Genomic DNA, 22834 nt, shown 5'->3' with positions numbered 1-22834 from the left:
TTTTTCCTCCGGGGTTTCCGGGCCCTTCCGGACCCTGGGATGTGTGATGGGGGTGCAGGGCTGTTCAGGCCACCGCACCTTGCTGTTCGATTTGGCTGTGTTGGTTGGCGAGCAAGCGGTGCCGGTCTGCCCGGCGTTGTTCCTGCCGGTCCGGATCGGGCACGGGCGAGGCGAGCAAAAGCCGCTGCGTGTAGGGGTGTTCGGGATCGCGGGTGACCACCTCGGCGGGGCCTTGCTCCACGATTTCGCCGTGGTACATGACGGCGACGCGGTGGCTGATATGCCGGACGACGTCGAGGTCGTGGGAAACGAACAGGTACGAAACGCCGGTGTCCTTTTGGATCTGCAGGAAGAGATCCAGCACGCGGGCTTGGGTGGACAGGTCCAATGCGCTGACGGGTTCGTCGCAGACAATCAACTTCGGGGACAGGGCAAGAGCCCGGGCGATCGCAACGCGCTGCCGCTGGCCGCCGCTGAACTCGCGGGGAAGGCGGTGAATGGCGTCGGTTGGCAGGCCTACTTGGTCCAGCAATTCCTTGACACGTTTCTTGGCTGCAGCAGGTGCCATGCCTTGCACCCCCAGTGGTTCGGCCAGGATGTCGCCGATTTCCAGCGCCGGATTCAGCGAGGTGTAGGGGTCCTGGAACACCACTTGGAGGTCGCGGCTCAGCGTGCGGCGTTCCTTGCGGGACGCGTGGCTGATGTCGTTGCCTTCGAAGATCACCTTTCCAGAGGTAACCGGTGCCAGGCCCAGGACGGCACGGCCAAGGGTGGTCTTGCCTGAGCCGGACTCCCCCACCAAGCCAAGGGTTTCGCCCTGGCCGATGGTGATGTTGATGTCCGTCAACGCCCGGAAAGGCTTGGCCCGGAACCGCTTGCTGGGGTACTCCACCACCAGGTTTTCTACCGACAGGAGCGGTGACTTATCTGTGGCACTCATGCGACAGGCTCCTTCTGCGCTGCTGATCCAGGCTTCGATACCAGCATGGTCATGGGGGTCTTTCCTTCGAGCATGGACCCGAGCAGGGTCTGCGTGTACGGCTCTTTCGGGTTCCGGAGGATCTCGCGGACGGTGCCTTCTTCCACCAGCCGCCCGTTCTGCATCACGGCCACGCGGTCGCACAGATCGGCAACAACTCCGAAGTTGTGGGTCACCAGGATCACGCCGATGTTCAGGCGCTGCTGCAGCTCGCGCAGCAGGTCCAGCACGTCCGCTTGGACGGTGACATCCAGCGCCGTGGTGGGTTCGTCAGCGATCACCAGGTCCGGTTCACAGCTGATGGCGCCGGCGATGAGTACGCGCTGGGCCATGCCACCGGAAACCTCGTGCGGGTAAGCGTTGAAGGTTCGCTCCGGGTTGGCAATGCCGACGTCGGTGAGCAGCTTGAGTGCACGCTGGCGGGCTTCTGCTTTGGAGATTCCCAGGACACGGACCATGGGTGTGACCAGTTGGTAGCCAATGGTGAAGGCCGGGTCCAGGTTGCTCATGGGTTCCTGCGGAATGTAAGAGATCCGCTTGCCGCGCAGCTTGGACAGCCGTTCCTGGTTGACGAGGTCCTCGCCAGGGGCAACCGTGTAGTTGCCATCGAACTGGATGGAACCGCCAACAATCCGTGCGTTATCCGGCAGCAGGCCAAGGATGGAGAACGCGGTCTGGGACTTGCCCGAACCCGATTCGCCAACGATGCCCAGGATTTCGCCGCGGTCCACGTGGAAAGAGACGTCGTCCACGACCTTTTTGACGGTACCGTCAGCCTGCGGATAGCCGACGCCGAGGTTGGTCACCTTGACCAGGTGGTGCTCGGTTCCGACGTCGACGGCGGCCACAGACTTCCGTGACTGTCGCGCCTTGGCGGGGTCCGTCGTCGTGCGTTCCGCTGAAGCAATGGCACGCTTCTTGCGGTGCTTGATTTTTTCGCCGTCTTCCAGGGCGTCGCGGATGGCGTTGCCCAGGAGGACCAGTCCGCCGATGGTGAGTGCCATGGCCAGTGCCGGCCAGAGCAGCAGGGTGGGCGTGAGGTAGACGTTCTTGAAGCCTTCGGAGAGCATGACCCCCCACGTTGCCTTAGTGGGATCGCCCAGGCCCAGGAATTCGAGTCCGGACTGGATGGCGATGGCAACACCTGCGATGGCCGCGGTCTGGATGATGATCGGTGCGCGGACCACGGAGAAGATGTGGCGGGCGATGATGCTCAGGTCAGACAAGCCGGAGACCCGGGCGGCGTCAACGTAGAGTTCGTTCCGGACCGACTGCACGGCGGTGCGGGTCAGCCGGAAGTACGCCGGGCTGATCAGGACACCAAACGCGATCATGGAGATCCATACCGACGGGCCGAAAGCTGCGCGGATGGTGAGGAGGACGATCAGGCCGGGCAGGCTCATGAGGATGCTGACTACCCAGTTGGAGACGGCTTCGAATTTGCCCGCATAGTAGCCGGCGATCAGGCCTGCCGGGAGTCCGATGGCAATGGCCACGCCGGCACACAGCAACGCGGACAACAAGGTCAGCTGGGCGCCGAAGAGCAGGCGGCTCCAGGTATCGCGTCCTGCGCTGTCAGTGCCCAGGATGTTGACTGAGTCCGGGGCGGCCAAGGTCTTGGAAATGTTGGCGAAGTTCTCTTCGAAAGGCGCGATCACCGGGGCGAGGATGGCCAGCGCAGCGATGGTCAGCAGGATCACCAGCGAGGCGATGCCCATGGGGTTCTTCAGGAGTCGGCGCAGGACGGTGGAACGGACCACCGTGCCGCTCTGGCCGGCCTCGGGCTTCGCTGCGAGGCCCATGGAGTCTGCCGATACTGCTGCTGAATCTACGGAATCGCTCATGACACACGTACTTTCGGGTTGAGCCAGCCATTGAGGATGTCCACCAGGAGGTTCACGACGATGACCACCACCACGGTGTACATCACCACTCCCATGACGACGGGAAGATCGGTTTGGGTGGTAGCGGCGACGGCCAGCGGACCCATTCCCGGGAGGGCGAAGATCTGCTCGATGATCACCACACCGCCCAGCATGCCGATCAGTTGCAGGCTCAAGACGGTGAGGCCTGCCGGTGCGGCGCTGCGCAGCACGTGCTTGAAGAGGATTTCACGCTCTCCGATGCCTCGGCTGCGCAGCGTCCTGACGTAGTCACGCTCAAGCTGCTTGATCACGGCGGACCGGATCTGCTGCGCGCCGCCGGTTACGCCGTTGATCAGCAGTGCAATGACCGGAAGGGTCATGGAGTAGACCCAGGCCTCTGGCCCCACCTCCGGGGAGATGGTGCTGGTGGCGGGGAATAAGCCGAGCTGGATGGCCAGGATGGTCACCAGGAACACGCCGATCACGTAGCCGGGGATGGAGTCCCCCACGATCGCGCCAATCTGGACCACCCTGTCCACCCAGCCGCGCTTGACGGCTGCGGCAACACCGATCAGTGCTGCGCAGATGGCGATCAGGATCATTGCGGTGAAGACCATGGTCATGGTCACCGGGATGCGGGTGGCCAGGGAGCTGGCCACCGGCTCCGAGGTGAACCAGGATGCTCCCAGGTTGCCGGTCAGGGCATCGCCCAACCAGGCGAAGTAGCGGACAAAGAGCGGTTGGTCGAGTCCCAGTTCCTGTTCCTTCAGGGCCACCTGTTCAGGTGTTGCCTGATCCCCCAGGATGTTCTGGGCAATACTTCCGCTGGAGGTGTACAGCAGGGTGAAGGTGAGGACCGAGACGACGAACAACACCACCAGACCGCTGCCCAGTCTTTTCGCAATGAACTTGATCATGGGGTCCTACTTGGCGGGCGAGTAGTTGTAGATGGACGGAACGGCCTGCTGGACCTGCGGTGTGACGTTCACTTTGTCGTTGTGGTAGTACATCTGGTTCACGCGGAACAGCGGAGCGAACCAAGCCTGTTCCACCACGTATTTGTTGACTTCCTGGGCCAGCTTGCCGGCATCCGTACCACCGGTGCGCACGGCCGCGATCTTGGCCTCAAGCTCAGGGGTGGTGGTCTTGAACGGGTTATAGAGGGCTTTGGTGGAGACGATCTGGTCGATTGCCACTGTCGGCTGCCCCTGGAAGAGGTTGAAGAAGAGTGCCGGGTACTTCTGGGCGGCAACGTCCGAGGTGAAGGTGTTGGTGATGGCCGCGCCCGGGTTCAGGGTGATGCCCACATCAGCGAGCTGCTGCTTGAGGACGGAGATCAGGGTTTCCGCGCCGGGAAGGGTGGGAACCTCGAAGCTGACCTTGCCTTCAAAGCCGGAATCCTTCAGGAGCTGCTTGGCTTTCTCGGGATCGTAGCTGTAGTAGTTCTCCAGCTCCTCGGTCCAGGCTCCGCTGTCCTTGCCGAACGGCTGCGTGGTGGGAGTGCCCTGGCCCAGCATGACTTGATCCAGGATGGTCTTGCGGTCAAAGGCGTGGTTGATGGCCTGGCGGACCTTGAGGTTGGCCAGGGCCGGGTTCTTGGTGCCGTCCCGATCAAGGAGCAGCAATCCGGACCAGTCAACCTGGTTGGTTTGGAGCTTCATCTTGGCGCCCTCGGCCTGCTTCCCGTTCTTGGGGTCCAGCAGCGTGGCGTCAATCTGGCCGGACACCAGCGCGTTGGTGCGGGCGGTGGGGTCCAGGAGGATCTTGAGCGTCAGCTTCTTGAACTTCTGGAGATCCTTATTCCAGTAACCTTCACGGGCAGTGAACACGGACTGGGAATCCTTCACGGAGGCGGCCTTGTCCATCACGTAGGGGCCGGAGCCTACCGGGACGGTCTTGATGGCGTCGGTTCCCAGTGCGGCCGGGCTTCCCATCAGGCCCGCAGCCTGGCTGAGGAAGTACTCAAGGGCCGGTTCCGGTGCGCTGAGGTTGATGTCAATGGTGTCAGCGTCCACCACGGCAATGTCGGATACGGAGGCAAGCTGACCCATCTGCGGGCCATTGGCCTTCTTGAAGTGGTCCATGTTGGCCTTGGCTGCCGTGGCGTCGAACTTGGCACCGTCACTGAAGGTGACGTCCGTGCGGAGGTCCACGGTGAGCTTGGTGTTGGTCTCGTTGTACTTCCAGGCGGTTGCCAGCATGGGGCTGAGCTTGCCGTCCGGTTCGCGGAGGATCAGTGAATCGTAGGCTGCTTGGTAGGGCTGGAGCGCGTGGCCCACGTGGGCCTGTGCCGGATCCCAGGAGGTGAGGTCCCTCAGGGTGCCCAACGTCAGGGCCGTGACGGTCTTGCTGCCGGCAGTCGAACCAGTTCCAGCGCCGGCACCTCCGCCGCCACATGCGGTAAGCGCCAGGGATGCGCTGAGGACGATGGCGGCTGCTGCCGCCTTGGGACCTAACTTCATTGTCGGCTCCTACTGAGTCTTTGCCTGATGCGAGTCAGAGCTTGGGGCGTGTGGCCTGCACCACACTTTTCTGGGTGTGAGATTTACAGTACGGACTTTGTTCGATCTTGGCAACCGATTGTCAAAAGTTTCTTAAATTGTTGCCAAGCGCCGGGATGAGACGCCTGGAGACACGGACCCGTCACGCGAAAACAGCCGGAATCCCTGAGGTTTCCGGCCCTTCGCCCAACGATTGCACGGATGGTTCAGCCCACCCGCTCAAGCATGTCCGGGTAGCTTTGCGCGTAAATGTCCTTGATGATCCCCAAGGACTTGCCCGCCTCGGCAGGGTTGATCCAGAAAGGTCCGGGATGGGCCAACGTGGCGTAGAAGTCCGCGATCAACAACTGATGGGAAACTCCCCAGTAGGATCTGCCCCCGGTTTCCGCCACCCGCTCCTGGACGACGTCGACGGCCCCATCGGCATAGGTCACCGTGAGATCGCCCCGCAGGCTGAGGGTCGCCTTCTCGGTGACGATGTCCAGCGTCACCGGAGCATTGACGGCATTGGCCAGGGTTGCGTAGAAAACGCTGCGGGCACCGTTGACATGCTCGGCAACAAACTCCGCAGTGTCTTCCACCTCAATCACGCCACCCAACGAACGGGTGGACGCGTGGCCCTCCACTTTGGCAACATCACCCACCAGCCACTGCAGCAGGTCCACGGTATGGATGGCCTGGTTCATCATCAGACCGCCTCCGCCCTCGGCCCAGGTTCCACGCCACGGACGGCTTTCGTAATAGCTGCCGTCCCGGTGCCACATGACAGTCGCCGAGGCGCCGATCACCTGACCCAATGTGCCGCCGTCGAGCAGTTCATGCATTGCTTGCGACGTCGCGTTGTACCGGTTCTGAAAACAAACGCCGATCTTTGCCGTACTCCGCTCCGCCACCTCAATCAGGCGTTGCCCCTCTTCCAACGTGTGGGCCAGCGGCTTCTCGACGATCACATGGACGCCCCACTCAAGGCAGTCAGCGGCCACGGAGGCATGAAGGTGGTGCGGCGTACAAACATGCACGACGTCGGGACGCACCTTCTGGAGCATGTCCAGGTAGTCCGCGTAGCCGGGGACGCCGTGGGCGGCTGCCGCCGCTGCCAACCTTTCCGGGTCGGTATCGCACACTGCCACCAACTCCGCGTCCCCCACCGCAGATAGTGCCTCAAAATGAACGGTTGAGATGTCGCCGCAACCGATGACTGCCGCTGTTGGCATGTCCTGCTCCTTCGAAGGATGATGCTGCCGGATGGTGATGCTCAGTGCTGGTGGTACTGGGCGCTGCTTTGCCCGGATCAGGCGAGCGTGACGCCGTTTTTGCTTGCGAGGCCGGCGAAGGCCCTGGCTGCGATGCCGAAAGCCACTGGGCCGGAGTAACCGCCCAGTTCGTGGGCGCTGGCAAGGTGTGGCTCCAGCGACGCGAAGCCCTTGTACCCGTCGGCGGCCAGTGCCGCGATGGTGGCATCCAGTTCGCCGTCGCCTTCGCCCGAAGGAACAACCTCGCCAGTGGTGGCGATCGCGTCCTTCACCTGCAAGTACTCAAGGTACGGTCGCAGCAAGGCGTAGCCCTCGGTGTACGGCTTGACGCCTACCTGGACAAAGTTGGCGTTGTCCCAGGCGACGCGCAGTGCCGGGGAGTTCACCGTTTCCATGATGTCCAGGACACGCTCAGGGGTGTCTCCGTAGATGCCCTTCTCGTTTTCGTGAAGCAGGATCACGTCACTGGCGGCTGCCTCAGAGGCCAAGGCCGTCATGCGCTCCATCACGGCATCCCGAATCTCATCCTGGCCCTGATCCTCGCCCCGGTAGAAGGAGAAGATGCGCACGTACTTGGTATCCAGGGCTTTCGCTACCGAGATGATCTGGCGGAGCCGCGCGAGCTCATGCTCCACCGGCAGGCTGACATCCACCTTGCCAATGGGGCTGGCTACAGCGGAGACTTTGAGGCCCTTGTCGTCGAGGATCGCTTTCAGTCGCTGGACAGCTTCAGGCTCCAGTTCGGACACGTTGGTGCCCCAGGCGCTGCGGACTTCAAGGTGGCTGGCGCCGAGGGCCAGGAGCACGGCGGCTTGGATGGCGGGATCTGGATCTACTTCGTCGCCGAAACCGGACAGGCTCCACACGGCTTGGGGGTGGGTCACGAATTCTCCTAGGTAGCCCTGCGACGCCACCGGCCGAAGCACGGTGACGCAGTTCACAGGAGTGTCTTGTCCCCACGAGTTTAGCCATCTTGGCACCATTTTGACAACCGATTGCCATTCGCTGCCATCGTGTGGCATTCTTGACCCACGGTGTGGCAGTGGTCACAGCCGGATGATTTTGTCGTTCAGAGAGGAACGCCCATGGCGACGCAACCCATGGCAACAGGCCGGCCTGCCACCATCCACGACATCGCCGCGCTGTGCGGCGTCGCGGCGTCCACAGTTTCAAGGGCCCTTGCCAACCCGGAGCGCGTCAATATCCGCACCCGCGAGCGGATCCAGGCTGCCGCCGTCGAGCTTAATTACACGCCCAACTCGCAGGCGAAAGCCTTGAGCTCAGGGAAGACCGGCGCTGTTGGCGTCCTGGTTCCGGACATCACCAACCCGTTCTACTTCGACCTCATCCGGGGCACCCAGCTGCAGCTTAAGGCAGCCGGCTACACGCAGTTGCTGGTGGATACCGAAGAATCGGACGAGGTGGAGGCCAGCACGCTGGAGCAGCTGCGCAAAAGCGCCGACGGCGTGATTGTGGCAGCGTCCCGCCTCAACGATGAAGCACTGGCCGCTGCCGCCGCCCTGATGCCCATGGTCACTGTAAACCGCGACGTCGATGGCGTCCCCGCAGTCATCATCGACACCCCCTCAGCCATGCCGCAGGCCCTGGACCACCTGATTTCATGGGGCCACACGTCCGTTGCCTACGTTTCCGGTCCCGCCGTTTCGCAGTCCAGTGCCCGGCGCTGGGCCGCACTGTCAGCAGCCGCGGAGGAACGCGGAGTTGAGGTCCGCCGCCTTGGCCCCTTCGCACCCAAAACCCAATCCGGCGCTGCTGCTGCGGATGCTGCCGTCCACAGCGGAGTCACGGCGTGCATCGTCTTCAATGACCTCATCGCCATCGGGATGCTGCAACGACTCCGCGAACGGGGCCTCCGGGTGCCCGAAGACATGAGCATCGTGGGCTGTGACGACATCTTTGGCGCGGATTTTTGCAACCCTCCCCTGACCACCATGAGTTCTCCCATCGAGCAGGCCGGCAGGGTGGCCGTGTCCATGTTGCTGGCCCAATTGAACCCGCTCGCCGGCGGCGGGAACCGGAATCGCTCGGTCATGCCCACGCATCTCACAGTCCGCGGTTCAACGGGTCCGGCTCCTTCCGCTTAGCCCGAATCGCGGCGCAATATGGTTGAGCCTGCGTGACCGGGCTGACTAGTGTTGGACCATGCGCGAACTCCAGGAAAAGATCATTGAAGAAATGGGCGTCCAGCCCCGGATCAACCCTGCAGAGGAGGTCCGCAAGCGCGTCGATTTCCTGAAGGATTACCTGAAGGCGACGCACACCAAGGGATTCGTTCTTGGCATCTCCGGCGGCATAGATTCCTCCCTTGCCGGCCGCTTGGCCCAATTGGCCGTGGAAGAGCTCGACGCCGAGGGCGTAGAAGCGAACTTCGTCGCCGTCCGACTCCCCTACGGCATCCAGCATGATGAAGACGACGCGCAGGCGGCCCTCGACTTCATCAAGGCCAAGACCGAGTGGACCTACAACATCTCCCAGGCCGTGGATGGTTTCGAGGACGAATTCGAGAAGACCACGGGCGCCCCGATCTCCGATTTCCATAAGGGCAACACCAAAGCCCGCGCGCGCATGATCGCCCAGTATGCACTGGCCGGCGAACACAACTACCTGGTGATCGGCACTGACCATGGCGCAGAGTCAGTGACGGGCTTCTTCACGAAGTTCGGCGACGGCGGCGCGGACATCCTGCCGCTGTTCGGCCTGAACAAACGCCAGAACCGCACCCTCCTGGCCGAACTCGGCGCACCTTCACGGGTCTGGGAGAAGGTTCCCACCGCCGACCTCCTGGATAACAAGCCCGGGCGCACCGACGAGGACGAGCTCGGCATCACCTACGACCAGATCGACGACTACCTCGAAGGCCGCGACATCCCCCAGGACGCCGCCGAGCTCATCGAGCAGAAGTACCTCCGCACGCGCCACAAGCGCACGGTTCCGGTCACGATCTTTGATACGTGGTGGAAATAACCTGACCTAGCGGCCAACGGCGTAAGGCTCGGCCGCGAGCACCGTAGGTTTGCCGTCGATCAGGTCCGCCAGCATCTCTGCGGACCCGCAGGCCATGGTCCACCCGAGGTGCCCGTGACCGGTGTTGATGTAGAGGTTGCTTTCGCCTGCCCGGCCAATGATGGGCGGTCCGTCCGGAGTCATGGGCCTTAGCCCCACTTTGTAGGTAGCCCTGCTGAGGTCCAGCACCCCGGGGAAGAGTTCCTTCCCTGCTTTGAGGATGTTTGCAAAGTCCTTCCGGGCGTACTGCTGCGAGTAACCGGCGAACTCTGCCGTAGCGGACATCCTCAAATGATCCCCAAACCTTGACCATGCCACCAACGACCTCTCGTCAATGCCGCCCAAGCCGGGGGCGGGGGCTCCTTCATTGATGGGAGCGGTGAGGCTGTAGCCTTTCGCCGGATAAACGGGGAGGCGGACACCGGCAGTTCTGGCCAGGCGCGCGCTCTCCGGGCCACCTGCAAGGATGAACCGGTCAGCGACAAGCTCACCTTGGCTGCTCCTGAGCGCTGCCACCCGGGGAACACCGGCCGGTGAACTGTCTGATCGGATCCCCACTATGGCCGTGTCGAACGTGAAGCGCACCCCCAACTCCTCACACAGCTTTCGGACCTCCGCGGCAAATATGGCGGGATTTCCCGTTGCATCAGTTTCATCATGGACAGCACCGATGAACCTGACGTGGCTGTTGGCCAGGGCTGGCTCGAGCTGGAGCAGCTCCTCCCGGGACACGATCCGCTGTGCCTGGCCGTTCTCCCGCATGATGCTGCCATGCGCCATCGCCCGTTCCAAGGCATCCGCGTCGCGATAGAGATAGAGGACGCCGCCGGTTGAAGGCCGGAAGTCCATGCCCTTTCCTGCGATCATCGCGTTGAAGAGCTGTTGGCTCCGCTGGGCGAGGCGCAGCTTTGCCAGGGTGTTTCGATGTGCCCGTGGGCCGGTGCATTCACGCAGGAACTTCAGCCCCCACGACACAAGCTCAGCGTCGAGGCGCGGCTTTACCCGGATCGAGGTATCTGCGCTGAAGATTGATTTCAGCAATTCCTTGGGTGCGGACGGCGAGGCCCAGGCGAAGGAGTGCCCCGGCGCGATCAGGCCCGCCGTCGCGTCGCTGGTGGCGAGTGTTTCAGCGGCCTCCCTGTCCACTACTTCAACGTCGTGTCCGCGCCGAGCCAACTCGTAGGCCGTTGTGACACCAATGATGCCAGCGCCGACCACCAGGAGTTTCATTTCCATGCCTCCGCCCGGTCAGGTCCGCCCTGCGGCAAACAGGCTGTTGCCTGCACTTCCACAAGGAGCCGCGGGTCCAGCAACTCGGCAACAACCGTGGCCCTGGACGGTCGATGTCCGGCGAAGACAGAGACCCAGGTCCTGTTGAATGCCTCCGCGAGCGCGGCGTCCCGGAGATAGACCGTGCAGGAAACCACGTCGCCAAGGCTGGCGCCGTAGGTGGACAGGACCTTGCCAAGCCTCTCCAGGGAACACCGGGTCTGAGCCTCGATGTCGCCTTCACCTACGACGGATCCGCCGTCGCCAAACGAAACCTGACCCGATACGTAGACGGTATCCCCTGCCCGTGTGGCCGATGGATAGGGCGAATCCGGGGTTGTGATGCCGTCGACGTCAACCGTCCGGCCGGGGCTATGAAGTGAAGTCATGGTTCTCTTTCAAGGAAATTGGGCGCGTAGGAGCGTGAAGCGGAAAAGGCGAATCAGGCCAAATGGACGCCGCCGGTGCGGGAGTGGAACTTAGCTGTCCGAGTTGTAGGAGCGGAGGAATGCCTTGGTGCGTTCTTCGCGCGGATTATCGATGACCTCGGACGGAGGACCTTGTTCGATGATGTGGCCGCCATCTATGAAGACGATTTGGTCGGAGATCTCCCTGGCAAAGGGCACCTCGTGCGTGACGATGACCATGGTCATACCGGACTGGGCCAAGCGGCGCATGACGGCCAGCACGTCCCGGGTGGATTCGGGGTCGAGCGCGGATGTCGGCTCGTCGAACAGGAGGAGGCTGGGACCCAGGGCCAATGCCCGGGCAATCGCAACCCTCTGCTGTTCGCCTCCGGACATCTGTTCCGGAAATGCCAGGGCCCGGTGCGACAGGCCCACTTCGGCGAGCAACTCCAGCGCAGTGTGGAGGGCTTTCTTCTCAGGGATCTTAAGCCCCTTCATTTGGGCCAACATGACATTCTCCACGGCTGTCAGGTGGGGAAAAAGGTAGAAGCGTTGGAAGACCATCCCAACCCGCTGCCTCAGCTTGGCCAGATCCTTGCAGACCGTCTTCCTCCCTGCGAACACCGGCTCACCCTGCAACGTTATGGTGCCTGAATCGGGTTGCTCAAGGAGGTTGATGCATCGCATCAAGGTGGTCTTGCCACCGCCGCTTCGGCCGATGATGCTGACAATGTTGCCTGGCTCGACCGTAAAGTCCACGTTGTCCAGCACGACGCGGCCCGAGAACGACTTCACCAGGGATTTGATCTCGACCACCGGACGGGCGTTGTTCACCGTTTGACCTTTGGTTTCAATTCTTCCGATCGTCATGGCTTTACCTCCGAGTATGACGTGGTTTCCGCTGCTGCCAAGAGGGCGCGTGCCTGAGCCAATCTGCGGTACCGGCGGAGGGACAAGGGGGCGCCTGCTTGCACGCGCCGTTCGAGCCTGAGGACCAATTGCGAGAGCGGGTAGCAGACCACAAAGTAGATCGCGGAAATGACGATGTAGACCTCAAGGGCGCGGAACGTTTCGCTGGCGATCAGCTGCGCCTGGGACATGAGCTCCGCTGCCGAAATCACCACCAGCAGGGAGGTGGACTTCAAAAGGTCCACCAGCATGGTGCCGGTTCCGGGCAATGCGAGCCGGAGTGCCTGCGGGAAGATGATGCCAGTGAAGGTCACCGTGGGCCCAAGGCCCAGGGCTTGGCCTGCTTCCCGCTGTCCGGGGTGGACTCCGAGGAGGGCAGCCCGGAAAATCTCCGAAAGGTATGCTCCGTAGAAGATCACCAGGCTAAGAGTGCCCGCTTGGAATGCATCCAGACGGATACCGATGGAAGCCAAGCCGAAGTAAGTAATGAAAATGATGGCCAGCAGGGGGATGTTCTTGAACAGTTCCGTGTAGACGGCAGCCGGAATCCGGAGCAGCCGACGGGAACTGATGCGCAGGAGTGCGACGCCGAGTCCAATCACCACTGCGCCGGCGAAGCCGGCTGCGGTGTAGCCAAGGGACCTCAGCAGACCATCGGCAAGTGCTGGCACGTATTCCTGCCATGGCACCTGAAACAGGCCGGGTGCGGGGTTCATGATTGTTCCTGTCCTTTGGAATGGGTACCGGGCGGTTCAGTTCGACGGAGCCGTCCAGTCGGCCGGGCGGTCCTCGGCCCGCCGATCCGCTGTCATGGACGGCGACGGCTTCAGGTACTGGTCCGGGTCGCCACCGTATTTGGTGATCAGGCTCGCAAGCTCCCCGTTGGCGTACATTTCGCGAATCACTCCGGAGACGGCCTTCTCCAGCTTCGGTGCCTCCCTTGGCACGTAGAAGCTGGTCATGTACGGCTGGAAATAGGCCAGGTCCGGAGATTTTTGCACTTCTTCGTCCGTGGGCGGCGTCAGGTACTTGGTCTGCATGCCTAGATCAGGGCGCTGCGCCTGGGTATAGGAAATGAGCAAGGGGTCCACGAAACCTACGTCAACCCGTCCGGAGCCGACGTCGGCGAACAGCCCATTGGCGTCAGGGTAGGCATTGAGCTTGGCCTCTGGAACCGCCTTGATCGACTTCACCCAAACGTAGCCCGTAACGGTGCCCAGGTTCTTGCCGCGGAGGTCTGCAAGGGTTTTGACGTCCTTGTCGCCCTGGACGGCCATCGCCGGCGGGGAGTAGTAGGGAGGATCGGTGAACAGGCCGGCCTTCGCACGTTCTTTGGTCCAGGCAATTCCCCCGATGGAGATGTCAACGCGGCGGCTTTGTACACCTCCAAGCATGCCGTTGAAATCGGTGACCTGGGGTTCGATAGTGAGGTTCAGCTTCTTCGCTGCAGCCTGCAGGATCTCGGCATCAAGGCCAACCAGCTGGCCGTCCTTCATTGCCGTGTATGGCATATAGGGCTGAATGGCCACTTTCAGCTTGCCCGGTTCGATGGTGTCCAGTGCGTCTGAATTACTGGCGACGCCGTTGCCGCCACAGGCTGTCAGCGCCAACGTCACGGCGCCAAGGACAGCGACGACGGATGTACGAAGGGGTTTGGGGATGCGACGAAACATGGTGGTCGCCTTTCGATGGGTTTAATGCTGATGCAGAACGCCGTCTGCTGTTTCGGCTTTGCGCCGCTTAGTAACAACCGTAGGCTTGGGTGTGATGAAAGTCATTGGACTATTCATCCATGTTCTCTGCGATTCCAGGCCGATTTGTTGTACGAATAAACCGAAGGCGATCCCGACATGGCAGCGACCACCATCCGTACCGGCTCCGGACCCCTGACCCCGGCGCTTGCCCAGCAAATCGCTGGTGACACCAGCCATATCGTGGGCTTCAACATCCTAATCACCGACGCCCACGGCACTGTTATCGGCAGTGGCGATACGAGCCGAGTTGGCAGCTTCCATGAAGCGTCCCTGGAGGTGATCCGAACACGGCTGTCGGCCACCCACTCGGCTGCCCAAGCCCGGGCGCTGGAGGGCGTCAAACCCGGCGTCACCCTACCCATCCTGCTCAATGGCCAGGCCGTGGGCACTGTGGGTATCACCGGTTCCCCGGCCCAGGTCACCCGCTTTGGGTTGATGGTGGAACGCCAGACGGAAATCCTGCTCCATCAAGCTTCCCTGCTGCGCTCCACCCTTCAACGCGAGCGTGAGCTGGAAGACCTGGTGCGCAGCATTCTTGCGTTCGATCCCTTGGTGACGGGGCATTCAACCCTGCTGGACCAAGCGAACGACCAAGGCGTAGACCTTACCGCCAGCCGGGTCGCCGTCGTCGTCCACACACCCGGCCGCACCCCTGTTCCTTCCACTACTTCGGAGTGGCTTCCACGGGCACTGGTACTGCTCCGTGAGAGCTTTCAGCATCGCCAGACAATCGCGGTCTCCATCAGCGCCAATCGCTACGTCGTCTTCGCACACCCCACGCCGGATGGAATGGACGGAATCCTGTCCCAAGCCCGTCATTGCGTCGAGCAGTTCCGCACGCACTTAGGCTCCGACGTCGAAATCGGCATCGGAACCGAAGGGGCCGGCCCCACCCAAATGCGCACCGCCTACGAAGACGCAGCCGATGCCCTTCATCTGGGTCGCCGGATCACCCGCCGCAGCGTCACCACCATCGATGAAGTACGCATGGAACAGTTGCTGTCAGGCATCGGCCTGCGTGCCAGGCAGCGCTACACAGCGGCCGTGGCCGAGCCACTTATGGCCGCGGGCGATTGGAACACCGTTCGCAGCACCGTGATTGCCTGGTGCGAAAGCGGCTTTTCCTTGGTGGGTGCTGCGCGCCGCCTTCATATCCATCGGAACACGCTTATTCATCGGCTGGAGAGGATCGAGCATCTCCAAGGCTGGACCACACGAACAGCCGTGGCCTACCTGGCGTTGTATCTGGCGTGCAAGACCAACGAGTTCGACGCCGCCGAGCCATCCGATTCCTGACGGCTGCGGGTGTGAAGGAACTCAGGCCAGGAAGCCGCGCAGGAGCGAAGCGGTTCCTTCAAGGTGCTCCACGGCAGCCCGCTCGGCAGCAGGAGCATCACCACGCAGAATGGCATCCGCAATCTCGACATGCTGCTCGTTGGCATGGTCCAGGTTGGTAGCAAGCAGTGGAATGCGGTCCAGGAGATCATTGAGTCGCGCACGGGTTTCAGCCACTGCACTGACCAAGCTTGCGGATCCGGACAATTCTGCGATCGCGATGTGGAACCGCGCATCCCGTGGACGGTAGCCCTCAGCAGGGGACGCGCTGACTTCGGAAAGGCACACCTGGAGGTGCTGCCGTGCTGCCGCCGATAGATCCGCTTTCGCTGCCAGGACGGCCGCAGCGGGTTCAATGATGGACCGGAAGAGCAGAACGTCTTCAACTTCGGCCGGGTCCAGTGGGCTGTTATCAGGCGTCCGTTGCACTGTGGCGGTGGAGACGTATGTTCCCCCGTACCGCCCCCGCTGCACCTCAAGGTAACCAGCGCTCTGCAGTTCCCCTAAGGCGTCCCGGAGTGTTGCACGGGAGACCCCCAGCTGTTCGGCCAGTTCACGTTCCGGGGGCAACTTTTCAGAGGGAGCGAAAATACCCAGCTTGATGGTCTGCAGTATGTGCTCGATGGTTTCCTCGAACGCATTGCCGCCCCTCACCGGACGCAGCATCGAGAAGGACGGGCCAAAGGGCGAGTCGGGCACTGCATCTCCTTCCGCGCGGACCGCGGCACCCAGGGTGCCTGCTGCTTTCATAGTAGCCGTGTGGATCATCAATGGTCATCAAAGACACCATTGGGCCGGTACCTATACGAGCAAGAGTGAGTGTTTTTACGAAAACACTTGACGAGGCGCAGATCACACTTCAGACTTTGAAACACACTTTGGACTGAAAACAGTCCTTTAGGATCTCCCCTTGATCCTCACGTTGAACTCTCCCACAAGCATTCCTCAGACGTTAGGAACACGCATGGAAACAGCGCACCAGCCACCCGGTGGCGAGGAAGAGTATTTGAAGCACCGCCGCCTCAAAAGAGGTGCCGCCGGCTGGATCCTCCTGGCCGGTTTGGGGGTTGCGTATGTCATCTCCGGAGACTTCGCGGGCTGGAACCTGGGCCTCGCCCAGGGAGGCTGGGGCGGCCTGCTCATTGCCTTCGTGCTGATGGCCGTAATGTATACCTGCATGGTCTTCGGCCTCGCCGAACTTTCATCAACGCTCCCGACGGCGGGCGCCGGCTATGCGTTCGCACGCAGGGCTTTAGGTCCACTCGGCGGATACGCCACGGGCATGGCAGTCCTGATTGAGTACGCGGTAGCGCCGGCTGCCATTGCTACGTTCATCGGCGGCTATGTGGAAGCGCTGGGGCTCTTCGGGCTCACCAACTCCTGGCCGGTCTACCTCGTCACCTACGTGATCTTCATTGGGATCCACCTCCGTGGCGTAGGTGAGGCGCTGAAGATCATGTTCGGCATCACGGCAGTAGCCACGGTTGCGTTGATCGCCGCGGTGATAGGCCTCCTTCCCAAATTCGACCCTGCCAGGCTCTTCGACATCGTCCCGGACGGCTCCGCAGGCTCCAGCGCCTTCCTACCCATGGGTGTCAGCGGCATCCTCGCAGCACTCGTCTACGGCATCTGGTTCTTCCTGGCCGTGGAGGGCGTTCCGCTGGCGGCCGAAGAAACGTCCAACCCGAAGCGGGACATGCCACGAGGCATCATCGTGGCCGTCATCATCCTGGTGGCCTTCGGAGCGTTGATGCTGGTCCTCGTACCCGGAGCCGCCGGCTCCCAAGCCATGAGCGGATCCGACAACCCGCTCCCCGAAGCATTGCGCATCGCCTACGGCGGTAACACGTTCCTGGCCGACTTCGTCAACTACGCCGGCCTGGCAGGGTTGGTTGCCAGTTTCTTCTCCATCATCTACGCCTACTCCCGGCAGCTCTTCGCACTCTCGAGGGCAGGTTACCTCCCCCGCTGGCTCTCCCTCACCGGGGCGCGTCGCACCCCCTACTGGGCCCTCATTATTCCCGGCACCATAGGCTTCCTGCTCGCAGCAGTGACGCAGGACGGCGCCTTGTTGATCAACATAGCCGTCTTTGGAGCCACGGTCTCCTACGTCCTGCTCAACCTCTCCCACATCGTTTTGCGCAAAAAGGAACCCCATTTGGAGCGCGGCTACAGGACTCCCGGCGGGATCGTCACAACCTCGGTTGCCCTGGTCCTTTCCGCCGTGGCAGTCGTGGCGACGTTCGTCGTCGACGTCTTTGCAGCTTCCATCACGGCGGCAATCTTTGCCGCCGCCCTTCTCTACTACTGGCTCTACAGCCGGCACCGGATCGTGGCGGGCGCGCCCGAAGAAGAGTTCGCCCAACTGGCCATGGCGGAAGCCGAACTGAAGTAACAACAAATGTCCACACACAAGAACCCCGGAGACACCATGAATGAGCAAAACAAAGCGTCAGCCCGGAACCAACAACTGACCCTCGACGAACTGCGGGGGCTGATAGACAGCGGCGACATCGATACAGTCATTGTCGCCATCACAGATGCGCTGGGACGCCTGCAGGGCAAGCGCTGTGGAGCACGGTCCTTCATGGAGGACGTCCTGGACCACGGAGCCGAAGGCTGCAACTACCTTCTCGCCGTCGATGTCGAGATGAAGACGGTGGACGGTTACGCCATGTCCTCGTGGGAGACAGGCTATGGGGACATGGTGATGATGCCTGATATCTCAACCCTGCGGCGGGTTCCGTGGCTGGAAGGCACCGCGATAGTGCAGTGCGACGTGCTCTGGACCGATCACACCCCTGTTGCTGCCTCCCCCGCCAGATCCTGAAGGCCCAGATCGAACGACTCGAAAAGCTTGGCTACCGTGCCTACGCCGGCACCGAGCTGGAGTTCATCATGTTCGACGACTCCTACAGCCAGGCCTGGGAGAAGAACTACACCAGCCTCACGCCCGCAACGCAGTACAACGTGGACTATTCGCTGCTGGCTACCGCGCGCCTGGAACCGGTGATCCGCTCCATCCGCACCAACATGGAGGCCGCCGGATTGGTTGTGGAATCGTCCAAGGGCGAATGCAACCTGGGGCAGCAGGAAATCACGTTCCGCTTCGACGAGGCCCTGGCGGCCTGTGACAAGCACTCGTTCTACAAGAACGGTGCCAAGGAGATCGCGGACCGGCACGGCAAGAGCATCACCTTCATGTCCAAGTTCAACGAGCGCGAAGGCAACTCCTGCCACATCCACTTCAGCCTCACCGACCTTGAGGGCAACCCCGTCTTGGCGGGCGACGGCGACCACGGCTTCAGTCCCGTGATGGAACGTTTCGTGGCGGGACAGTTGGCAGCACTGCGCGAACTCACCTACTTCCTGGCCCCGAACATCAACTCCTACAAGCGGTTCGTGGAGGGCAGCTTTGCGCCGACGGCTATCGCCTGGGGCCTTGATAACCGCAGCTGTGCGCTGCGCGTCGTGGGACACGGCCGGGGCCTCCGCACCGAAAACCGTGTGGGCGGCGGCGACGTCAACCCGTACCTCGCCGTCGCAGCCATGATCGCGGCGGTGATTCACGGGATCGAGAATGACCTCCCGTTGCAGGCCATCACCAAGGGCAACGCGTACGAATCCGATGCGGACCGTCTGCCCACCACCCTGCGGGACGCCCGCGATCTGCTCGCCGAAAGCAGCATCGCCCGCAAGGCCTTCGGCGACGACGTGGTGGACCACTACGTCCACGCCGCCACGGTGGAACTCACCGCGTACGACAGCGCCATCACAGACTGGGAGCGGACCCGTGGCTTCGAGCGACTCTGAAAAGTACAGGCCCCGGATCGCACTCACGAGCTACCTGCAGGAGGCCTCCTGGGGAGTGTGGAATACGACGGCGGCCATCCTCCCCGCCACGTACGTCGAGGCTGTGGTGGCGGCCGGCGCCACTCCAATACTGCTGCCACCCAGCGGTACCGACCCTACGGTCCTGGACGTGGTGGACGGGCTGATCGTGGTGGGAGGGCCCGACGTCGATCCTTCACTTTACGGGCAGGCCCCCCATCCCAGGACGCAGCCGCAGCCCTTGCGGGACAGCCACGATTCCGTCCTTCTCCGCGCTGCGCTGGAACGTGAGCTGCCGCTGTTCGCCATCTGCCGTGGCGCGCAACTCCTGAACGTCGTGTTGGGCGGGACCCTGATCCAGCACATCCCGGACGTCAACCCGGATGCCAGGTGCCAACCAGCGCCCGGCGTGTACGGCGAGGCGGCCTTCAGCACCACGCCGGGCAGCCTGATCAACGATCTCCTCGGCGACACCGCTGAGTCGCCCTGCTACCACCACCAGGCCATGGACTCTGTGCCCCGGGCCCTGCGCGTGACAGCCCGCTCCGCAGACGGCATGGTCCAAGCCCTGGAAACCAGGGAGGGCGGCTGGGTGTTGGGAGTCCAATTCCACCCGGAGCAGAACCCGCACGATCTCCGGCTCTTCCGCGGCTTCGTGGAAGCAGCCGCGAACTACCGTAACGACCACACCGCAACCATGAAAGCGATGTCCCCCGCATGACTGCAACAGTCTTTGATGTCATCAATCCGGCCACCGAGGAGGTCATCCAGACGGTCCCACTCGCAGGCCTGGCAGAGACGGACGCTGCGATCGCAAAGGCCGCTGCCGCATACGAGTCGTGGCGGTCCGTGGCGCCCGCGGACCGTGCGCTGCTGCTCCGGCGGTTCGCCGCCGCCGTCGACCATGACCTGGAGAACCTCGCCCAACTGGAGGTACGCAACGCAGGGCACACCATCGGAAATGCCCGGTGGGAAGCCGGCAATGTCCGTGATGTGCTGAACTACTATGCCGCAGCTCCGGAACGGCATTTCGGCCGCCAGATTCCCGTGGCCGGCGGGGTCAACATGACGTTCCATGAGCCGCTGGGCGTGGTGGGTGTGATCGTCCCGTGGAACTTTCCCATGCCGATTGCCGGCTGGGGTTTCGCACCTGCACTGGCGGCAGGGAACACCGTGGTGCTCAAGCCCGCAGAGGTGACACCGCTGACGGCGATCCGGCTGGGTGAGCTTGCCCTTGAAGCAGGCATTCCCGAAGGTGTCTTCCAGGTGATTCCCGGGAAGGGCTCCGTGGTGGGGCAGCGATTCGTCACCCACCCTGCCGTGCGCAAAGTGGTTTTCACCGGCTCCACCGGAGTCGGGAAGCAGATCATGGCCGGCTGTGCAGACCAAGTGAAGCGGGTGACGCTGGAACTTGGCGGTAAGAGCGCCAACATCGTTTTCGACGACGCCGATCTTGAGCTTGCGGCGGCTGCGGCGCCGGCTGGCGCTTTCGACAACGCGGGCCAGGATTGCTGCGCACGCTCCCGGATCCTGGTTCAACGAAATGTCTACGACCGCTTCCTCGAACTGCTGGAACCCGAGGTTATGGGAATGCGCGTCGGCGATCCCGCCGACGCAGCCACAACGATGGGTCCACTGATCTCCGCACAGCAGCTCAGTACAGTTTCAGGATTCGTGCCCGACGGCGCCCCGGTCGCCTTCCAGGGCAAGGCGCCGGAGGGTTCGGGTTTCTGGTTCCCACCCACCGTTCTGACTCCGGACGTGGACGCGCCGTCATTCACCGATGAGATCTTCGGTCCGGTAGTCGCCGTCGTCCCTTTCGAGGACGAAGCCGACGCCATCCGGATCGCCAACAACACCGAGTATGGCCTGTCCGGTTCCATCTGGACGTCCAAGGTAGACCGGGCCCTTCGCGTGGCGCGCGGCGTCGAGTCCGGCAACTTGTCCGTCAATTCACACTCGTCCGTCCGTTACTCCACACCTTTTGGCGGCTTCAAACAATCAGGTCTGGGGCGCGAGCTCGGTCCGGATGCCTTGGACGCCTTCACCGACGTCAAGAACGTTTTCATCTCAACCCAATCCGCCTAGTCTTTTCCACCACTTCCCTAAGGAGCACCCCATGCAAGCAGTAGTTTCCAACCGCCTCGCAGGCCGCAGTGCAGTCATTACGGGCGGCGCCAGCGGCATCGGCCTGGCCACAGCACGCCGGATGGCCGCAGAGGGCGCCAACGTCGTGATCGCGGACATCGAGCCGACCTCCGGCATTGCCGCGGCCAGCGAAGTTGGCGGCCTGTTCGTGAAGGTGGACGTGACCAGCGAGGAAGAAGTCCGCAACCTTTATGCCCAGACCAAAGAGACATATGGCAGCGTTGACATTGCCTTCAACAATGCCGGCATCTCCCCCGTGGACGATGCCTCGATCCTGGACACGGGCATCGATGCCTGGCGGAGGGTCCAGGAAGTGAACCTGACCTCGGTCTACTACTGCTGCAAATACGCCATTCCCTACATGCAGGAGCAGAGCAAGGGCTCCATCATCAACACGGCGTCCTTCGTTGCCGTCATGGGTGCCGCTACTTCCCAGATTTCCTACAGCGCCTCCAAAGGTGGCGTGCTCTCCATGAGCCGGGAACTCGGCGTCGAATTCGCGCGCCAGGGCATCCGCATCAACGCACTCTGCCCGGGGCCGGTGAACACGCCGCTGTTGAAGGAACTCTTCGCCAAGGATCCGGAGAAGGCAGCACGCCGCCTGGTCCATGTGCCGCTGGGTCGCTTCGCGGAACCGGAAGAGCTGGCGGCCGCCGTCGCCTTCTTGGCCAGTGACGACGCATCCTTCATAACGGCGTCGACATTCCTGGTGGATGGCGGTATTTCGGGAGCTTACGTCACCCCGCTGTCATAGCCGCCCTTCGCCCCACATTGCTGCCCCTGCCCACTGGGCGGGGGCAGTTTTGATTCCTAACGACTCTTGACGTCGCGATAGTCACCGATATATCGTTAACTATCGCCGACAATCCTTCGGCGTAAGGACAACCGAAAGGACGATGCTGTTATGAAAGGCATCAACGAACACGGCAACCCATTCCCCGAGCACGACCACGGACACCCCGAACCCGGACACGGCCGAGGCCGCTTTAACCGGGGCAAGGGCCGACGAGGACCGGGCGGACACGGAGGCGGCGGGTTTGGCCCGGGCTTCGGACCGGGCGGTTTTGGCCCCGGCTTCGGCCCACGGGGCTTCGGTCTTGGCGGCTCCCGCCGAGCCAACCGCGGCGACGTCCGGGCGGCGATTCTCTCGCTCTTGGCGGAGGCTCCTTCCAACGGCTATGGCCTCATCAAGACCATCGCGGAGAAAACATCCGGCGCATGGCGTCCCAGCCCCGGATCCGTCTACCCCACCCTGCAGCAACTGGTGGATGAAGAACTGATCGTCGCCGTCGGCGAAGGCCGACGTACCGAGTTCACGCTCACGGACGATGGCAAGGCCTATGTTGCCGAGCACGAGGAAGAACTGGCCAACGCCTGGAATACGGAAGCCGACGGAACCGCCGCCGCCTTCCACCAGAGCGTCGGCAAGCTCATGGGCGTCGTCCACCAGTTCCGCTCAGCCGCCACCGATGAACAGCGCCAGGCAGCCATTGAAAAGCTGGACGAAACCCGCCGCGCCCTCTACCTGATCCTGGCCGACTAAGTGTTGGCAGCCATCC

20 protein-coding genes and 1 pseudogene are annotated in these 22834 nt (G+C 62.5%); 9 read left to right on the top strand and 12 right to left on the bottom strand.

The annotated features are described in order from the left end of the window. Positions 1-64: 64 nt before the first annotated feature. The 6 genes from CGK93_RS02825 to CGK93_RS02800 form a co-directional block, all read right to left on the bottom strand. Complete coding sequence (locus tag CGK93_RS02825; protein WP_089593512.1) at positions 65-940, bottom strand: ATP-binding cassette domain-containing protein; 876 nt, start codon at positions 938-940, stop codon at positions 65-67. Beyond that, positions 937-2823: a dipeptide/oligopeptide/nickel ABC transporter permease/ATP-binding protein gene (locus CGK93_RS02820; protein ID WP_089593511.1), complete on the bottom strand. Its 1887-nt coding sequence runs from the start codon at positions 2821-2823 to the stop codon at positions 937-939. Before CGK93_RS02820 ends, CGK93_RS02825 begins: the two co-directional genes overlap by 4 nt. Further along, positions 2820-3761 (bottom strand): ABC transporter permease, encoded by a 942-nt coding sequence (locus tag CGK93_RS02815; protein WP_089593510.1) that lies wholly within the window; start codon positions 3759-3761, stop codon positions 2820-2822. Before CGK93_RS02815 ends, CGK93_RS02820 begins: the two co-directional genes overlap by 4 nt. A 6-nt stretch (positions 3762-3767) precedes the next feature. After that, positions 3768-5306 carry an ABC transporter substrate-binding protein gene (locus tag CGK93_RS02810; protein WP_089593509.1) on the bottom strand — a complete coding sequence of 513 codons (1539 nt, stop codon included), beginning with the start codon at positions 5304-5306 and terminating at the stop codon, positions 3768-3770. A 245-nt stretch (positions 5307-5551) separates the two neighbouring features. Further along, entirely contained in the window at positions 5552-6559 is a 1008-nt protein-coding gene (locus CGK93_RS02805) for a Gfo/Idh/MocA family protein (protein ID WP_089593508.1), read from the bottom strand. A gap of 77 nt (positions 6560-6636) precedes the next feature. Then, positions 6637-7482 (bottom strand): sugar phosphate isomerase/epimerase family protein, encoded by an 846-nt coding sequence (locus CGK93_RS02800; protein ID WP_232481526.1) that lies wholly within the window; start codon positions 7480-7482, stop codon positions 6637-6639. Positions 7483-7683: 201 nt separating this feature from the next. Here CGK93_RS02800 and CGK93_RS02795 point away from each other — a divergent pair, with 201 nt between their 5' ends. Together CGK93_RS02795 and nadE are read left to right on the top strand one after the other, a co-directional pair. Then, a complete protein-coding gene (locus CGK93_RS02795) occupies positions 7684-8703 on the top strand; it encodes a LacI family DNA-binding transcriptional regulator (RefSeq protein WP_089593507.1) in 1020 nt (339 codons plus the stop codon). Between the two features lie 58 nt (positions 8704-8761). After that, positions 8762-9583 carry an ammonia-dependent NAD(+) synthetase gene (nadE, locus tag CGK93_RS02790; RefSeq protein ID WP_089593506.1) on the top strand — a complete coding sequence of 274 codons (822 nt, stop codon included), beginning with the start codon at positions 8762-8764 and terminating at the stop codon, positions 9581-9583. A gap of 6 nt (positions 9584-9589) precedes the next feature. On the opposite strand, the gene CGK93_RS02785 is transcribed toward nadE, so the two are convergent. The 5 genes from CGK93_RS02785 to CGK93_RS02765 form a co-directional block, all read right to left on the bottom strand. Continuing rightward, positions 9590-10858, bottom strand: coding sequence for an FAD-dependent oxidoreductase (locus CGK93_RS02785; protein ID WP_089593505.1), 1269 nt, complete (start codon positions 10856-10858; stop codon positions 9590-9592). Further along, positions 10849-11280 carry a RidA family protein gene (locus CGK93_RS02780; RefSeq protein WP_089593504.1) on the bottom strand — a complete coding sequence of 144 codons (432 nt, stop codon included), beginning with the start codon at positions 11278-11280 and terminating at the stop codon, positions 10849-10851. Before CGK93_RS02780 ends, CGK93_RS02785 begins: the two co-directional genes overlap by 10 nt. A gap of 90 nt (positions 11281-11370) precedes the next feature. Beyond that, positions 11371-12168, bottom strand: coding sequence for an amino acid ABC transporter ATP-binding protein (locus tag CGK93_RS02775; RefSeq protein WP_089593503.1), 798 nt, complete (start codon positions 12166-12168; stop codon positions 11371-11373). Beyond that, entirely contained in the window at positions 12165-12923 is a 759-nt protein-coding gene (locus CGK93_RS02770; RefSeq protein WP_089593502.1) for an amino acid ABC transporter permease, read from the bottom strand. Before CGK93_RS02770 ends, CGK93_RS02775 begins: the two co-directional genes overlap by 4 nt. A gap of 36 nt (positions 12924-12959) precedes the next feature. After that, a complete protein-coding gene (locus CGK93_RS02765) occupies positions 12960-13880 on the bottom strand; it encodes a substrate-binding periplasmic protein (RefSeq protein WP_089593501.1) in 921 nt (306 codons plus the stop codon). 177 nt (positions 13881-14057) lie between these two features. Between CGK93_RS02765 and CGK93_RS02760 the strand changes: the two genes are divergently transcribed. After that, positions 14058-15257 carry a CdaR family transcriptional regulator gene (locus CGK93_RS02760; protein ID WP_089593500.1) on the top strand — a complete coding sequence of 400 codons (1200 nt, stop codon included), beginning with the start codon at positions 14058-14060 and terminating at the stop codon, positions 15255-15257. 21 nt (positions 15258-15278) lie between these two features. Here CGK93_RS02760 and CGK93_RS02755 read toward each other — a convergent pair whose 3' ends face one another. Continuing rightward, the gene (locus CGK93_RS02755; protein ID WP_232481525.1) at positions 15279-15995 is read right to left on the bottom strand and encodes a FadR/GntR family transcriptional regulator; all 717 of its coding nucleotides are present in this window, start codon (positions 15993-15995) and stop codon (positions 15279-15281) included. 265 nt (positions 15996-16260) lie between these two features. Between CGK93_RS02755 and eat the strand changes: the two genes are divergently transcribed. From eat to CGK93_RS02725, 6 genes and pseudogenes are all read left to right on the top strand, one after another. Further along, positions 16261-17691, top strand: a complete 1431-nt coding sequence (eat, locus tag CGK93_RS02750) for an ethanolamine permease (RefSeq protein WP_089593498.1) — start codon at positions 16261-16263, stop codon at positions 17689-17691. Between the two features lie 36 nt (positions 17692-17727). After that, positions 17728-19109, top strand: a pseudogene (locus CGK93_RS23955) (glutamine synthetase family protein). Continuing rightward, positions 19090-19848, top strand: coding sequence for a gamma-glutamyl-gamma-aminobutyrate hydrolase family protein (locus tag CGK93_RS02740; RefSeq protein ID WP_089593497.1), 759 nt, complete (start codon positions 19090-19092; stop codon positions 19846-19848). The pseudogene CGK93_RS23955 and the gene CGK93_RS02740 overlap by 20 nt, the downstream one beginning before the upstream one ends. Next, the gene (locus CGK93_RS02735) at positions 19845-21215 is read left to right on the top strand and encodes an aldehyde dehydrogenase family protein (RefSeq protein WP_089593496.1); all 1371 of its coding nucleotides are present in this window, start codon (positions 19845-19847) and stop codon (positions 21213-21215) included. Before CGK93_RS02740 ends, CGK93_RS02735 begins: the two co-directional genes overlap by 4 nt. A 31-nt stretch (positions 21216-21246) precedes the next feature. Further along, positions 21247-22029 (top strand): 3-oxoacyl-ACP reductase, encoded by a 783-nt coding sequence (locus CGK93_RS02730; protein ID WP_089593495.1) that lies wholly within the window; start codon positions 21247-21249, stop codon positions 22027-22029. A 150-nt stretch (positions 22030-22179) separates the two neighbouring features. Further along, complete coding sequence (locus CGK93_RS02725) at positions 22180-22818, top strand: PadR family transcriptional regulator (protein ID WP_089593494.1); 639 nt, start codon at positions 22180-22182, stop codon at positions 22816-22818. The last annotated feature ends 16 nt before the right edge of the window (positions 22819-22834 follow it).

Source organism: Arthrobacter sp. YN, assembly GCF_002224285.1.
In the GTDB taxonomy this organism is placed as follows: Bacteria; Actinomycetota; Actinomycetes; order Actinomycetales; family Micrococcaceae; genus Arthrobacter.
This window is presented reverse-complemented; position numbering and strand designations above follow the sequence as displayed.

Excerpts from the sequence above, each read along its gene's own strand:
- CGK93_RS02805 (WP_089593508.1), bottom strand. The coding sequence starts at position 6,559 with ATGCCAACAGCGGCAGTCATCGGTTGCGGCGACATCTCAACCGTTCAT.
- eat (WP_089593498.1), top strand. The coding sequence starts at position 16,261 with ATGGAAACAGCGCACCAGCCACCCGGTGGCGAGGAAGAGTATTTGAAG.
- nadE (WP_089593506.1), top strand. The coding sequence starts at position 8,762 with ATGCGCGAACTCCAGGAAAAGATCATTGAAGAAATGGGCGTCCAGCCC.
- CGK93_RS02765 (WP_089593501.1), bottom strand. The coding sequence starts at position 13,880 with ATGTTTCGTCGCATCCCCAAACCCCTTCGTACATCCGTCGTCGCTGTC.
- CGK93_RS02825 (WP_089593512.1), bottom strand. The coding sequence starts at position 940 with ATGAGTGCCACAGATAAGTCACCGCTCCTGTCGGTAGAAAACCTGGTG.
- CGK93_RS02760 (WP_089593500.1), top strand. The coding sequence starts at position 14,058 with ATGGCAGCGACCACCATCCGTACCGGCTCCGGACCCCTGACCCCGGCG.
- CGK93_RS02735 (WP_089593496.1), top strand. The coding sequence starts at position 19,845 with ATGACTGCAACAGTCTTTGATGTCATCAATCCGGCCACCGAGGAGGTC.
- CGK93_RS02820 (WP_089593511.1), bottom strand. The coding sequence starts at position 2,823 with ATGAGCGATTCCGTAGATTCAGCAGCAGTATCGGCAGACTCCATGGGC.
- CGK93_RS02785 (WP_089593505.1), bottom strand. The coding sequence starts at position 10,858 with ATGGAAATGAAACTCCTGGTGGTCGGCGCTGGCATCATTGGTGTCACA.
- CGK93_RS02810 (WP_089593509.1), bottom strand. The coding sequence starts at position 5,306 with ATGAAGTTAGGTCCCAAGGCGGCAGCAGCCGCCATCGTCCTCAGCGCA.
- CGK93_RS02775 (WP_089593503.1), bottom strand. The coding sequence starts at position 12,168 with ATGACGATCGGAAGAATTGAAACCAAAGGTCAAACGGTGAACAACGCC.
- CGK93_RS02815 (WP_089593510.1), bottom strand. The coding sequence starts at position 3,761 with ATGATCAAGTTCATTGCGAAAAGACTGGGCAGCGGTCTGGTGGTGTTG.
- CGK93_RS02725 (WP_089593494.1), top strand. The coding sequence starts at position 22,180 with ATGAAAGGCATCAACGAACACGGCAACCCATTCCCCGAGCACGACCAC.
- CGK93_RS02795 (WP_089593507.1), top strand. The coding sequence starts at position 7,684 with ATGGCGACGCAACCCATGGCAACAGGCCGGCCTGCCACCATCCACGAC.
- CGK93_RS02730 (WP_089593495.1), top strand. The coding sequence starts at position 21,247 with ATGCAAGCAGTAGTTTCCAACCGCCTCGCAGGCCGCAGTGCAGTCATT.
- CGK93_RS02780 (WP_089593504.1), bottom strand. The coding sequence starts at position 11,280 with ATGACTTCACTTCATAGCCCCGGCCGGACGGTTGACGTCGACGGCATC.
- CGK93_RS02770 (WP_089593502.1), bottom strand. The coding sequence starts at position 12,923 with ATGAACCCCGCACCCGGCCTGTTTCAGGTGCCATGGCAGGAATACGTG.